Here is a 14857-nt window from a genome sequence, read left to right as displayed (position 1 = left end):
TAACAAGTCATACGCTAGTAAATATAATAATAAAGAAATGAACTGAACATCAACCGAAACATACTATATTTACATTATTCGCAAAAAAACCGATAAATATCTACTATCATTCCAATGATATTTATCGGTTTGGCGAATCGTTTATTCTTCCTTGGAACGTTCTTCATGAAAAATTTGTTGAACGCGTTGAAGCGCGCCAGGTTCCACTTTTTCCAAAGCTGCTACCGCTTGCTCCAGCGCCTGTTCGTAATCGTAATGGCGAAACAGAAACTCCGCTTCTTCCAATCCTTCTTTTACGCTTGGATAACGGCGACGGTACCGGTTTCCATATTGAATCACTTTTTCGACAAGCGACGCTTGTTCAATCATTGCTACCGTCCGCTCATATACGCGCTGAACAGCTGTTTCCGCTTCCTCCAACGCCTGACTCACAGCGGGCATATTGAGCGGCTTTTCCTCTAAACGCAGTGCGACTTTCATTAAACTATCTTTCGCTTCTGACAATTGCAGCTCGTACGATTTCGGAAGCCCCGGCAGGCGGCTTTTTTGCACAAGCCGCAGCGCCTCAGACAACTTCTTCTTCATCACATCCAGCTTTTCGCGAGCAACCAGCTCATCCTTTCGCAGTGTTTGCAGTGTCTCGCGAAACTGTTCATGTTCCTCTTTCATCATTTCGATTTGTGTCAACAACTGTTCCAATTCTTCTTTTAACAGCGAATGAGCGGTTTTCGCTTCTAAAACGCGCGCTTGAATAATTTCAAACCGCTTCACTAACTGATGAATTTGTTTTTCAATGCTGCGATATTTTTCCAGATCTTTTGTCGATAGCTGGTAGCTTTGCTGCACAAACAACGTTTCTTCACTTGTTTCTTTCGCTTCTTCATTTAGCTCGTTCAACATTTCGGCGATACGAGACATTTCCGTTTTTATATAGTGATGGGAAGTTACTTCTTTTTCCAATAAATCGTATAGCGTATCAATTTCCTCTTTTATCTCGATAACCCCTTGTTTTGCTTCTTCTATTCGCAAATCACGAATCATTTGCATACACTGTTCCATTTTTTCCTGCTTTTCCGCTATTTCTCGCTCGATTTGCAAATGATCGAGAATGTAGCCTTCCTGCTTCATTTCCCTATACCCATCCAAAAGCTCTTCTAGCTGGGCCGGAATCGTTGTCTGACACTCTGTCAACAATTCTGGAATATCGTTCATCATCATCGTAACTTCGTTTAGCTCTTTTTTTAACGAAAGAACGACTTCCCGCGCCGCTAAATAATTTCCTGACGCGGTTAATTTTTCAAAGTCTTGAAATTTCGATTCCATCTCTTCCAACTTTTCGTCCAGTTTTGCCGCTGCAACTCCAAACGTGTATCGATAAGCCAAGAGCGTTTTTTTCGCATCGCGATACGTCGTTCTTAACTCTTCTATTTCCATACGGTTTTGCTCTTCGCTGCCGATCAATTCATGCACTTCATCAATGATAAGCTGAACTTCTCCTTCCGCTTGGCGCAATAGCTGGTCAATTTCGCGCAACATCGCTCTTGCTTTCGCATAACGGTATTTATCAATCAATTCTTCTACATCGAACAATTTTTCTTCAACGTTAGGCAACTTAACAGCCACAAGGTCGTCCCACTTTTGCCGCCACTTTTCAAACAATTGCTCCGTTTCTCCCGTCATATTCAATTGCTTTACTTTCGAAAGCTCATCGGGCACCGGCCGATTCATAATCGAAATTTTCCATGCTTCCAATCGATCAATTTCGCCATACATTTTTTTTCGATATACGTGATTATATATTATTACTCCGCCGAGAAGGAGTAGCACGATAACTGCGATTTCCATCAAAAAATAGCCCCCTTGCACCCGAGTTAGTCACAATAAAAAATGAGGTTCATCGAGAAGGCAATCTTATTTTACATAATGTTTTTTCAATGTTTTTATGATACCATGTTAACGACGTTTTTTGACCAAATTTTTTATTTTTTTCACAGAAATCTTCAATTTTCTTATTATCACATGCAAAAGGAGTGATGCGGTTTGCGGGATGGCCACGTGCATACACCATTTTGTCCACACGGAAGCAACGACTCGCTCGAACAATATGTAGAACGGGCAATTATGCTTGGATACAAGGAAATTTCTTTTACAGAACACGCTCCTCTTCCGGAAGGGTTTGTCGATCCGACGCCATACAAAGACAGCGCAATGCGCTACGAACAACTCGACTCATATCTAGAAGCGCTAACCGATTTGAAAGCGCGCTATCAACATGACATTGTTATTCACATCGGCCTTGAAGTCGATTTTATTCTCGGTTTTGAAGAAAAAACAGCACGGCTTTTGGAAGACGTCGGACCGTTGTTAGATGACAGCATTTTATCCGTGCATTTTCTTCCATGTAAGGGGCAGTACGTTTGCATCGATTACAGCCCGGAAATGTTCGCCGATATCGTAACATTGTTTGGCTCGATCGACAACGTGTATAAAGCTTATTACGACGCAGTTTTACAATCGATTCGCGCAAACCTTGGCCAGTATAAACCGAAACGCATCGGCCATATTACGCTCATTCATAAATTTCAAAAGCGTTTTCCGTGCCCTGTTCCCATGACAGAATCGTTATTGCGCATTCTGGATGAGATGAAGCTATATAATTATGAGCTAGACTATAATGGAGCTGGCGTTTCTAAACCGCTCTGTTTGCAGCCGTATCCCCCAAAGTGGGTGATCCGCGAGGCAATGAAACGAAACATCCGTATTGTATATGGTTCAGACGCACACTGCGCAAACGATTTGCACCAAGGCACAGATGTTATGCTAAAAGAAGCGTTTTTCGTTTGACAAGTTCCTATAGCCCCCATAAAATTATCTTCATATGAACAAAAGGAGGCGAGAACAACATTGTTCCATGCTGTCGCTTATAATGGAACGCGCGAAGAAAATTATGAACTTGTTATCCGACAGCTGCGCGCGCTAATCGAAGGGGAATCAAGCTTCATCGCCAATTTAGCCAATGCTTCGGCTTTATTGAATCAGTTTCTCGAACAAATCAATTGGGTTGGATTCTATTTAACGGAAAACGATGAGCTTGTGTTGGGACCGTTTCAAGGGCTTCCCGCCTGTGTACGCATCCCATTTGGCAAAGGCGTATGTGGCACCGCAGCCAAAAACAAAAAAACAATCATCGTTCCCGACGTCCACCTTTTCCCAGGCCATATCGCGTGTGACGCCGCATCCCAGTCAGAAATCGTCGTGCCAATGATGAAAGACGGAAATGTCATCGGTGTGCTAGACATTGATAGTCCTGTCAAAAATCGCTTTGATGAAACGGATCAAAAATATTTAGAGAAATTCGTCGACACCATCGTAGCGACGTTATAGCAGACGTGTGCGAGAAGAAAGGAATCCGAATGAACGGATTCCTTTTTATGCTTTATATTGACGGGAATAGTCTTTCACAAAGATGCAATTCTTTCCTGCCCTTTTCGCCATATAAAGCGCCTCGTCAGCTCGTTTAAATAAATCTTTCGCTTCTTCAGAATGATTCTTTTTCCAATACGAAATGCCGCATGAAATCGTTACAGGGGGGTGCGTTTCTTCCATCACTTTTTCCGAAAGGCGGCGCGCAATCGAAATTCCCGCGGCTAACGAGACTTTCGGCAAGTAAATCGCGAGCTCCTCTCCGCCCCAGCGGGCGCCAATGTCATCAGCACGAATATTATCGCGAATGATATTAGCAACTTGGACAAGTACATCATCTCCTATTTGATGGCCATATGTATCATTTACTTGTTTAAAGTTGTCAATATCAACTAAAATAAACGTTCCAAATGCGTCATGAATCATTGATTTTTTTATTTGCTCATCTAAATAGTGACGGGAATACAGCTTTGTCAAATAATCCGTAATAACGAGTTTTTCAAGCTCTTCCCTCAGCATTGCGTTCGTAAACACAAGGGTGGAATGTTGAATGAGCGACTGAAGTAGTTTGAACATTTCAAACGTAAAATGATATGGCTCCCGATGCAAAACAATCGAAACTCCTCTCAGTTCTCCATTTTGCACCATAGGAGCAGCCATTAAAGAGCGATAGTCGAAAACGGCAAGAGAACCGTGAATTCTTGTATCTCCGACAAACGCGATGTCTTTTTCCGTTTTAATTTTCTTTTCCACAAATTCAATATACTTTTTCGATTGACGAGATTGAAAAAACGACGTGCTTCCGGGCAGCAGTTTCCGCTTTCCCCCTTCAAACCAGAAAAAACCGACTTCATCGGCGCAAAACGATTGCTTAATTTGCTTTACCATAAATTCGATCGCGTCTTGAAGACGCAAATTGGCATTCAATTGATGCATCGTTTCAGTAATCAGCTGCAAATCCGCAACGAACCGACGAGACTGCTCATACAACTTCGCGTTTTCTAACGCGCTTCCTGCCGTATTAGCCAGCAAAGAGATAAAGTTTACTTCTTTCTTAGGAAACTCCATAATGTGGGGAGCTATAATCTCAATCACGCCGTAAACTCCCTGCGCTCCTTTAATCGGCGCATATAAAATGGAACGGCGCTGCGAAATCGAGTCTTCCAATTGAATTCTTCCCGTCAAAAAAGCTTGCATCGCTGCCATATTTTCTTCGCTTTCATCAAAAACGAGCGTTTTAATTGGTAAATATTCGTGATATTGATTATCGTGCGATAAAAACAAATAGTACGTGAATGACGGGTATACTTGCTTTAGAGTGTTAATAATTTCTTCCAACACGTCATCAATTTTCATCGATGAGTGAATTTTCGCGGCAAACCGATGAAGCTGCTCATAGCGTTTTTCGTCACTAAGCCCTTGTGAAATCATTTTGATTTTCCGAAAAAGCTCTGAAAAATCATGTTTGATATTCTTTAACAGCTGCTCACTGAACAAATGACGATCGTCATACACAAGCTGTAATATTCCGAACGATTCTTCGGAAAAGTGAAGGAAAATTCGGGCGGTTGCGTGCCTGTCATCTTGATCAATTCGTATCGTTTGTTGCTCGTCGTCCATCATTGTAGCTATATCGCCAGGCGGAACAGGGTGACGGAGGGGTGATTCATTTTCTCCTTCATTCGTCGTTGCTTCTGGATAAAACACCTCATTCAAAGGATCAAAAACAAAAAAAGTGACTTGTTTCAACATCAGTTCTTCTTTAAGTAATCGAAGCAACTCCGCTATCACATTCGAAAAATTTTCATAATCATCATATTTTAAAAACCAATGAAAAAACTTTTGTTTAAAGGCCCTGTATAATTTTTCCTCTTCCAATTTCATAGCCCTTTTCACCTAAACTGATGTTCTCATTCAAGTTGAATGGAGTATATGCGAAACTTTTCAAAAAATTACATCTTGTATTATATCATATTATTTGGAAACAAGGAAAATAAAATATTGACTTTGCCCTATAAAAGTCATATAATACCCTTTGTGTAAAATATAGCAGCCTTAGTGCTCACCTTTATGGTTCATTTTGTTCCTCATATGAATATTGATGAGGTGTATCGTGTAACTCTTAGCTGCTAGAGCGAGGATACATGAAAACAAAATGGCCATAATTGTTGACGCACGTCTGCTTTTATTTTACCCGAATAAAAGCAAAAGGAGGAGCAGTAAATGGCTCGTTATACAGGTCCAATGTGGAAAATTTCTCGCCGCCTAGGGATTTCCTTAAGCGGTACAGGCAAAGAGCTGCAAAAGCGCCCTTATCCGCCGGGTCAGCACGGTCCAGGTCAGCGCAGAAAACTTTCGGAATATGGTCTGCAATTGCAAGAAAAACAAAAACTTCGTCATATGTACGGCGTAAACGAGCGCCAATTCCGCAAAACGTTTGAGGAAGCCGGCAAAATGCCTGGTAAACACGGGGAAAACTTCATGATTCTTTTAGAATCCCGTTTAGATAACCTTGTATATCGTTTAGGCTTTGCGCGCACTCGCCGTCAAGCTCGCCAGCTTGTAACACATGGCCATATTTTAGTGGACGGAAACCGCGTCAATATTCCGTCTTACCGTGTCAAACCTGGCCAAACGATTTCGGTTCGCGAAAAATCACGCAACCTTCAAGTTATTAAAGAAGCATTGGAATTAAACAACTTCGTGCCAGATTATTTAACATTGGATGCGGATAAACTAGAAGGAACGTATACTCGTTTACCTGAACGTTCCGAGTTGCCTGCCGAAATCAATGAGTCGTTAATCGTTGAGTTCTACTCTCGTTAACGCGCACATCCCTTCAGATATGGTTCTGGAGGGATTTTTTTATAGCACGGCCTAGGCGCTGAATTTTCGTCACTATTTTTATTCTGTTTCGCGATCAAATTTCCTCTTCTTCTCCAAACAAAAAACCCGGTCTTCCCGGGTTTTTTATTTATAGCGAATTAAATAATACTTTTTCTTTCCGCGGCGAATGATGGTAAAGCGCCCTTCGATGCGATTTGCTTTGGTGATGGTCGCATTGATGTCTTGCACGCGCTCTCCGTTGATGTAAATCGCTCCGTTTGCAATATCCTCCCGCGCCTGCCGCTTCGATGGCACGATCTTTGCCATGACAAGGAGTTCCACTAGCGGAACTTCCTCCCCTTCATATTCAAAAGAAGGAACGTCTTTAAAACCTTGTTCAATTTCTTCGCCGGTCAATTGTGACACGCTTCCGCTAAAAAGCGCCTCCGAAATGCGAACAGCCTGCTTCAATGCATCTTCTCCATGAACGAGTTTTGTCATTTCTTCCGCTAATGCTTTTTGCGCCGCCCGCTGTTCCGGAGCTTTCTGCAATTGTTTTTCCAACTCCTCAATTTCTTCTTTTGATAAGAACGTAAAGTATTTTAAATATTTAATGACATCGCGGTCGTCTGTGTTAATCCAAAATTGATAAAACTCATATGGAGACGTTTTTTCTTTATCAAGCCAAACGGCTCCGCTCTCTGTTTTCCCGAATTTTGTTCCATCCGCTTTTGTCACAAGCGGAACGGTTAATCCGAACGCTTTTGCATCTCCTTCCGTTTTTCGAATTAACTCTAATCCGGCTGTGATATTTCCCCATTGGTCGCTACCGCCAACTTGCAAACGACATTGTTCGGTTTGGTACAACTTTAAGAAGTCCAATGATTGTAAAATCATATAGCTAAATTCCGTAAACGAAATGCCTGTCTCGATGCGCGATTGCACCGATTCTTTCGCAAGCATGTAGTTTATTCCGAAATGTTTGCCAACGTCGCGCAAAAATGAAATAACATCTAAAGATCCAATCCAGTCATAGTTGTTGGCGATTTTCGCTGGGTTGTCTTTCGCATCAAAATCTAAAAATCTCGACAATTGTTCTTTAATGCGTTCGCTCCACTGCTGCACCGTTTCTTTTGGATTTAATGTGCGCTCGCTTTTTTTTCCGCTTGGGTCTCCGATTAACCCGGTCGCACCACCGACAAGCGCAATCGGGCGATGGCCAGCCAGTTGAAAGCGACGCAGCGTTAAAATCGGCAATAAATGCCCGATGTGCAAGCTGTCCGCCGTTGGGTCAAACCCGGAATATAGCGTTACTTTTTCCTCATTTAGTAATTTCTGAAGCCCCTCCCTATCTGTGACTTGGTTAATTAATCCGCGCCATTCTAACTCTTGCAGCAAGTCCATTTGATCCACTCCTCATTTTATTTTTTCCATAAAAAAACGCCCCTTAAACCGAAGGGACGATTGACATCGCGGTACCACCCTACTTAGAAAGCATAGCGCTTTCTCGCTTCATTTCGATAACGGCAAATGCCGTCTTTTGCTACTTGGACATCCGTTCGCAAAAGCTGCTCGAGGAGGTAATTCGTGTTTATCTATGTGCTAGTTCACACCGACCACTAGCTCTCTGAAAACAGGGAGATAAACACTACTCGTTCCTGTCATCGCATTTATATATGTCGTTTTTGATATACATGGTTTTATCATACTCACATCAATTTGTCAAACCGAATAAGACAGAATTTTTTCTCACATTTAAGACGCAATCTTCCTCAACAAATATGATATACTGTGTTTATATTCATTTGTTGTTACTGTATAGGGGGAATGCTCATGGAGCATATAAAACAAACATTTTCCCTAAAGAAAGCATGGCGTTATTTTCTCATTACATATGAAGTATGCTGGAATCTTTTCCTCCTGTTTCTCATTTTCTCCCTGTGCGCCGTTTGTTTTGCTATTGGCCTTGGCGCCGGATATTTTGCTTCTTTAGTGAAAGATATGCCACTTCCTTCGTATCAGGAAATGAAAAAAGATGTTTATCGCTATGAGGAAACGACCCATATTTACTTTGCCAACAACGTTTATCTTGGAAATTTTCGTACGGATCTAGAGCGGGAAGAAGTAAAATTAGAAGATATATCCCCTTATGTCATACAAGCGATTATTGCAACTGAAGACGAATACTTTTACGAACATCACGGTGTCGTTCCAAAAGCAATTATCCGGGCCTTGTTTCAAGAAATTACCAACTCCGCAACGCAGACAGGTGGCAGCACGCTGACACAGCAGCTTGTGAAAAACCAAATATTAACTAACGAAGTATCATTTGAGCGGAAAGCGAAAGAAATTTTACTCGCGCTTCGCCTCGAAAAATTTTTTAGTAAAAAGGAAATTTTAGAAGCATATTTAAACGTCGTTCCGTTCGGCAGAAACTCATCTGGACGCAACATTGCCGGCATCCAAGCTGCAGCCCAAGGCGTCTTCGGAGTGAACGCGAAAGATTTAAACCTAGCCCAAGCGGCATTTTTAGCCGGCCTTCCGCAAAGCCCTTTCGTTTACACGCCATTTACAAGCGATGGAAACGTGAAAAAAGACTTGTCCCCAGCGCTGCAACGCATGAACACGGTATTAAAGCGCATGAAACAGGCAGGCTATATTTCCGAAAAACAATATCATGAGGCGCTGCAATATGATGTCGCCAAACATTTTGCGCCGCCAAAGCCATCGCCGTTCAAAAAATATCCGTGGCTAACGATGGAAATCGAAAAACGCGCGACGAAAGCGTTAGCCGAAGTTTTAGCCGAAAAAGACGGATATCAACAACAGCAGTTGCTGCAAACCCCGTCTCTTTACAAACGTTATTTAGCAATAGCGGAAAAACAGCTACGGCAGAACGGCTATAACATTTATACAACGATCGATAAAAATATTTACGACCGCATGCAAAAAGTTGCCACCAATTATCAATACTACGGCAATGACGTCATTCGATACGTAAAAGATAAACAGACGGGCAAAACAGTCGCGAAGCGGGAACCTGTCGAGGTCGGCGCAATTCTCATTGAAAACAAAACAGGGAGAATCATCAGCTTTGTTGGAGGAAGAAACTACGAGCGGCAGCAGCTCAATCACGCGACACAAGCATATCGGTCTAACGGCTCTACAATGAAACCGCTATTAGTATATGCGCCAGCCATGGAAATGGGCGTTATTCAGCCCGGTTCCATCATCCCAGATGTAGAATTACGAATTAAGGGAGATAAAGGCTATTACACTCCAAAAAATGCGGACGGAAAAACACACGGTTTCGTTTCTGCCCGCCACGCCTTGCAATATTCATACAACATTCCGGCCGTGCGCACATACGTCCAAATCATGAATAAACATCCAGTCACATATTTGGAAAAGATGGGGATCACCAGCGTCGCAAAAGAGGAAGAAAAACACGCTGCCTTGGCAATTGGCGGAACAACGAAAGGGGTCACCGTCGAAGAAAATGTAAACGCCTATGCAACGTTCGCCAATTATGGAACATTTATCGATGCGTATTTAATTGAAAAAATCGTATCGAAAGATGGTCAAGTCATTTATGAACATAAAAATAAGCCTGTTTCCGTCTTTTCCCCACAAACATCGTATTTAATGATTGATATGATGAGAGATGTTATCCGGCATGGCACAGCGTCCTCTATTCCAGCTTATTTAAAATTTCAGGCAGATTGGGCCGGAAAAACGGGAACGGGGCAAGATAATAAAGACTCTTGGTTTGTTGCGACCAATCCGAACGTTACATTTGGCGTTTGGATGGGATATGATATCCCAGCACCGTTGCAGCAAAAATATAAAGGGTTATCCTATAGCAAACGAACCCAGCTATTATGGGCGCAACTAATGAACGCAGCTTATGACGTAAAGCCGCAGTTAATCGCTCCAAAAACGCGGTTCAACATGCCAGGAGGCATCGTCCGACGCGCATATTGTACTGCCTCAGAGAGCGCTCCATCTAATGTATGCCAAAAAGCTGGATCCATTTATGATCTGTATAATGCAAAATTTGCTCCAAAGCAGCAATAAAAACGAAAGCAGCAAAAGAAAAAACGGGACGGCTTTCCAAAAAACCGTTAAGAAAAAAGCTGATCGAGAACCGATCAGCTTTTTTCTTGACTAGTCTTCCATTGTCGACAAATCCCCTGCCGGCAAATTGAGTTCCCACGCTTTTAGAACGCGGCGCATGATTTTTCCGCTTCGCGTTTTCGGAAGTTTGTCACGGAATTCAATTTCCCGCGGCGCTGCGTGTGCCGCTAATCCTTTTTTGACAAACTGGCGGATGTCTTCTTTCAATTCCTCTGACGGTTCATATCCTTCCCGAAGCGAAATAAACGCTTTAATAATTTCCCCGCGCACCGGATCCGGTTTGCCGATGACACCTGCTTCAGCAACCGCCGGGTGTTCGACTAGCTTGCTTTCGACTTCAAACGGGCCGACGCGTTCTCCAGACGTATTAATAACGTCATCGACGCGGCCTTGGAACCAGAAATATCCGTCTTCGTCCATATAAGCGGAATCGCCGGAAACGTACCAATCGCCGATGAAATACGATTCATATTTTTGCGGATTGTTCCAAATCATTTTCATCATCGACGGCCAGCCTTTTTTGATCGCCAAGTTCCCCATCCGGTATGGCGGCAGCTCGTTTCCTTGATCATCAATGATGGCCGCTTTTACGCCAGGAATCGGTTTTCCCATCGAACCAGGTTTGATTTCCATACAAGGATAGTTACAAATGAGATGAGCTCCTGTTTCCGTCATCCACCATGTGTCGTGAATGCGGCGCTGGAACACTTTCATCCCCCAGCGAATAACTTCTGGATTCAATGGTTCTCCCACGCTAAGAATATGACGGAGCGAGCTTAAATCGTATTTTTTCACAATTTCGTCGCCGGCGCCCATCAGCATGCGAAACGCCGTTGGGGCGCTATACCAGACAGTCACGCCAAAATCTTGAATCGTTTGGTACCACGCATCTGGGCTAAAACGCCCTCCGACGATGACGTTGGAAGCCCCGCACAGCCACGGGCCGAAAATGCCATATGACGTTCCCGTCACCCAACCCGGATCAGCTGTGCACCAATAAATATCATCTTCTTTTAAATCAAGCACCCATTTTGCCGTTTGATAGTGTTGAATCATCGCGTTATGAACATGTAAAACCCCTTTTGGCTTTCCTGTGGAACCGGATGTATAGTGCAAAATAAGCCCGTCTTGGCGATCAACCCATTCAATGTCGAAATGCTTGCTTGCTTCGTTCATTCGTTTCTTTAAGTCAATATACGGACCTTCTTCGACGACGTTGTCCCCGACAAGAAAAACATACTTCAGCGCAGGCAGATCGTTTACTGGCACCCGCGGCAAAAGTTCCGGCGTCGTTACGATCGCCTTCGCTCCGCTATCCTCAAGACGGTCGCGCACCGCTCCTTCCATAAACGCTTCAAACAGCGGTCCGGCAATCGCTCCCGTTTTAATGATTCCTAATACCGCAAAATACAATTCCGGCGAGCGTGGCATAAAAACAAATACGCGGTCCCCTTTTTCGATCTCTGCCACCTGTTTTAATACGTTTGCAACTTTGTTGGACATTTCTTTCATTTCTTTAAACGTATACTTCTCATTTCTCGACGCATCGCGGTAATAAAGCGCCACTTTATTTTTTCGGAACGTTTCCGCATGGCGGTCGATCGCTTCATATGCCATATTGACCCGGCCTGTTTCAAACCAGGAAAATTCCCTTTCTACTTCCTTCCAATCAAAATTTTTATATGCTTCTTCATAATTTTTTAAGTTATAGTTCCCTTGTACGACCGGTAGCACTTCTGTCTTCATTCTCCGAATCCCCCTTATGTAAGTGTTTACAATTCTATTATAGTATATATCTTATAAATTCTCAATTTTTTAAAAATTTAACTATTAAATTTTTTTCAAATCTCTTTATTATATTTTTTCATGTATAATGAGAACAGAAGAAGAAATTCCCCAGGTGGTGACCTAATGGAACATAAAAAAACATATAACGCGAAAGAATTAAAGACCCCGAAGGGAACGCTGATTATTGAAGGCCCGGTATCCGCGGAAAAACTAGCAAGCTACGAATTCCACCACGATTTGACATCATTCCGCCAGCCACCGCAACAGCATCAAGCGTTAATTGAAATTGCCAAACTGCCGGAAGGAAGAATCATCATCGCCCGCCATCATCAGACGATCGTCGGTTATGTCACGTTTCTTTATCCTGATCCGCTTGAACGATGGTCGGAAGGAAACATGGAAAATTTAATTGAATTAGGCGCGATTGAAGTCATTCCGGAGTTTCGCGGCTATGGTGTGGGAAAAAATTTGCTGATCGTATCAATGATGGATGATGCTATGGAAGATTACATTATTATTACAACAGAATATTACTGGCATTGGGATTTAAAAGGAACAGGATTAAACGTATGGGAATACAGAAAAGTAATGGAAAAAATGATGAACGCTGGCGGGCTCGTTTGGTATGCAACAGATGACCCCGAAATTTGTTCTCATCCAGCTAACTGCTTAATGGTCCGCATCGGTAAACGGGTCGATCAAGAATCCATCCAAAAATTTGACCGCCTTCGCTTCATGAATCGGCACATGTATTAAAACATCCTTCTGGACAATAAAGAGGTGAAAAGAAATGCTCGTCGAGCAAATCATGAAAACACCCGTCATTACGCTGCAACCGACAAACACGATTGCAGAAGCGATCCAGTTAGTGCGACAACGCCGCATTCGCCATATTCCGATTGTTGATGGCGAAAATTGCGTCGTCGGCATTGTGACAGATCGCGACATCCGTGATGTAAGCCCTTCTATCTTTCAAATTTATGAACACCTCGCAGATTTTCAAAAACCGATCAGCACGATTATGAAGACAGATGTAATCGTTGGGCATCCGCTTGATTTCGTTGAGGAAGTGGCGACACTGTTTTATGAACATAAAATTAGCTGTTTGCCTATTGTAAAAGATCGCAAACTTGTCGGCATCGTGACGGAGACGGATTTATTATATACGCTCATCCAGCTGACTGGTGCGCATCAGCCAGGAACGCAAATCGAAATAAAAGTTCCAAATGAAAGCGGGATGCTTAGCAAAGCAGCCGCTATTATCGCCAAAAGAAATACGAATATTTCCAGCGTTCTTTTATATCCGGATAAAGACGAAAACTACCAAATTCTTGTGTTTCGCGTGCAAACAATGAATCCGATCGGAATCATCAACGATTTAAAAAATGCTGGCTATATCGTGTTATGGCCAAATTTGCCGGGGGTTTCGTCATGAAAAAAGATTGCGTATTTATTTACAGCGAAGATTTCCTTCAATATAAATTTCATGACGCGCACCCGTTTAACCAGCTTCGTGTCAAGCTGACGTACGATTTATTGCGCGCGATGAACGCATTGGAAGATGAGCAAATCATCAAACCTAGAATCGCAACAGATGAAGAACTCTCCTTGATTCATGATCTAACATATATTGAAGCAGTCAAAGCGGCCGGAAAAGGACAGCTGCCTGAGCATACAGCCTTAAACTACGGACTAGGGACGGAAGATACGCCAATTTTTCCAAATATGCATGAAGCAAGCGCATTGTTGGTAGGAAGCACATTAACCGCCGTTGATTACGTATTATCCGGAAAAGCAAAACATGCATTAAGTTTGGGCGGCGGGCTTCACCACGGTTTTCGCGGCAAAGCATCCGGTTTTTGCGTTTACAATGACAGCGCTGTCGCCATTAAATACATTCAAGAAAAATACGGGCTTCGCGTTCTTTATGTTGACACGGATGCCCATCACGGAGACGGCGTCCAATGGGCATTTTATGATGATCCAAACGTATGCACCTTTTCCATTCACGAAACAGGCCGCTACCTATTCCCAGGAACAGGAAACATTAACGAACGCGGACACGGAGCGGGATACGGCTATTCCTTTAACATTCCTGTCGATGCGTTTACGGAAGATGAATCTTGGCTTGATGCTTACACACAAGCATTTCGGGAAATTGCCGACTTTTTCCGCCCTGATGTGATTTTGACGCAAAACGGAGCGGACGCTCATTATTACGATCCGCTTACTCATTTGTCCCTAACAATGAAAGCATATCGGGAAATTCCAAAGCTTGCCCATCAAATCGCTCACGAATATTGCGACGGGCGCTGGATTGCGGTTGGTGGTGGGGGTTACGATATTTGGCGTGTCGTTCCGCGAGCATGGGCGTTTATTTGGTTAGAAATGACAGAACAATCGAACATTTCCGGCGATTTGCCAGAATCATGGCTAAAAAAATGGCAAACGCTTTCCCCAGTTCCGCTGCCGCGGGAATGGGACGATCCGGAATCGCTATATCCGCCGATTCCTCGCAAAGCGGAAATTACCGAAAAAAATGCGCAAACCACCGAAAAAGCATTATATTTGATTCGCAGCCAACGGCAACAAACAAATGGATACCAATCCAACCATCCTCTAAAAAATAATCAATGCTCAAAAAAATAGGAGGCGCTATCCTACGAATTGGATGAAAAACGAA

11 protein-coding genes and 1 other annotated feature are annotated in these 14857 nt (G+C 43.1%); of the genes, 7 read left to right on the top strand and 4 right to left on the bottom strand.

Annotated features, from left to right (window positions below; translation table 11 throughout):
• Nucleotides 1–141: 141 nt before the first annotated feature.
• On the bottom strand, nucleotides 142–1845 hold the full coding sequence (ezrA, locus tag MWM02_RS03795) for a septation ring formation regulator EzrA (RefSeq protein ID WP_244402979.1): 1704 nt from the start codon (nucleotides 1843–1845) through the stop codon (nucleotides 142–144).
• Nucleotides 1846–2040: 195 nt separating this feature from the next.
• Between ezrA and hisJ the strand changes: the two genes are divergently transcribed.
• Together hisJ and MWM02_RS03785 are read left to right on the top strand one after the other, a co-directional pair.
• Nucleotides 2041–2844, top strand: coding sequence for a histidinol-phosphatase HisJ (hisJ, locus tag MWM02_RS03790; RefSeq protein ID WP_244402978.1), 804 nt, complete (start codon nucleotides 2041–2043; stop codon nucleotides 2842–2844).
• Between the two features lie 60 nt (nucleotides 2845–2904).
• Nucleotides 2905–3384, top strand: coding sequence for a GAF domain-containing protein (locus MWM02_RS03785; RefSeq protein WP_064549540.1), 480 nt, complete (start codon nucleotides 2905–2907; stop codon nucleotides 3382–3384).
• 45 nt (nucleotides 3385–3429) lie between these two features.
• Here the strand turns inward: MWM02_RS03785 and MWM02_RS03780 are convergent, their stop codons facing one another.
• Nucleotides 3430–5307: a sensor domain-containing diguanylate cyclase gene (locus MWM02_RS03780; RefSeq protein WP_064549539.1), complete on the bottom strand. Its 1878-nt coding sequence runs from the start codon at nucleotides 5305–5307 to the stop codon at nucleotides 3430–3432.
• 339 nt (nucleotides 5308–5646) lie between these two features.
• Between MWM02_RS03780 and rpsD the strand changes: the two genes are divergently transcribed.
• On the top strand, nucleotides 5647–6249 hold the full coding sequence (gene rpsD, locus MWM02_RS03775; protein WP_003248604.1) for a 30S ribosomal protein S4: 603 nt from the start codon (nucleotides 5647–5649) through the stop codon (nucleotides 6247–6249).
• A 144-nt stretch (nucleotides 6250–6393) separates the two neighbouring features.
• Here rpsD and tyrS read toward each other — a convergent pair whose 3' ends face one another.
• The gene (tyrS, locus tag MWM02_RS03770; RefSeq protein ID WP_064549538.1) at nucleotides 6394–7653 is read right to left on the bottom strand and encodes a tyrosine--tRNA ligase; all 1260 of its coding nucleotides are present in this window, start codon (nucleotides 7651–7653) and stop codon (nucleotides 6394–6396) included.
• A 49-nt stretch (nucleotides 7654–7702) separates the two neighbouring features.
• Nucleotides 7703–7923 (bottom strand) — a binding site (T-box leader).
• Nucleotides 7924–8082: 159 nt separating this feature from the next.
• Between tyrS and MWM02_RS03765 the strand changes: the two genes are divergently transcribed.
• Nucleotides 8083–10326 carry a transglycosylase domain-containing protein gene (locus MWM02_RS03765; protein WP_244402977.1) on the top strand — a complete coding sequence of 748 codons (2244 nt, stop codon included), beginning with the start codon at nucleotides 8083–8085 and terminating at the stop codon, nucleotides 10324–10326.
• Nucleotides 10327–10416: 90 nt separating this feature from the next.
• Here the strand turns inward: MWM02_RS03765 and acsA are convergent, their stop codons facing one another.
• Nucleotides 10417–12132: an acetate--CoA ligase gene (gene acsA / locus MWM02_RS03760; RefSeq protein ID WP_244402976.1), complete on the bottom strand. Its 1716-nt coding sequence runs from the start codon at nucleotides 12130–12132 to the stop codon at nucleotides 10417–10419.
• A 165-nt stretch (nucleotides 12133–12297) separates the two neighbouring features.
• Between acsA and MWM02_RS03755 the strand changes: the two genes are divergently transcribed.
• From MWM02_RS03755 to MWM02_RS03745, 3 genes are read left to right on the top strand one after another with little or no spacing between them, the layout of a single operon-like run.
• A complete protein-coding gene (locus MWM02_RS03755) occupies nucleotides 12298–12930 on the top strand; it encodes a GNAT family N-acetyltransferase (RefSeq protein ID WP_064549535.1) in 633 nt (210 codons plus the stop codon).
• A gap of 34 nt (nucleotides 12931–12964) precedes the next feature.
• Nucleotides 12965–13609 (top strand): acetoin utilization AcuB family protein, encoded by a 645-nt coding sequence (locus MWM02_RS03750; protein WP_244402975.1) that lies wholly within the window; start codon nucleotides 12965–12967, stop codon nucleotides 13607–13609.
• Complete coding sequence (locus MWM02_RS03745) at nucleotides 13606–14823, top strand: acetoin utilization protein AcuC (protein ID WP_064549533.1); 1218 nt, start codon at nucleotides 13606–13608, stop codon at nucleotides 14821–14823. Before MWM02_RS03750 ends, MWM02_RS03745 begins: the two co-directional genes overlap by 4 nt.
• Nucleotides 14824–14857 lie beyond the last annotated feature (34 nt).

The sequence above is a fragment of the Parageobacillus sp. KH3-4 genome, from assembly GCF_022846435.1.
Classification (GTDB): Bacteria; Bacillota; Bacilli; order Bacillales; family Anoxybacillaceae; genus Parageobacillus; species Parageobacillus thermoglucosidasius_A.
The sequence above is the reverse complement of the archived record's forward strand: the minus strand, read 5'-3'. Positions and strand labels throughout refer to the sequence as shown.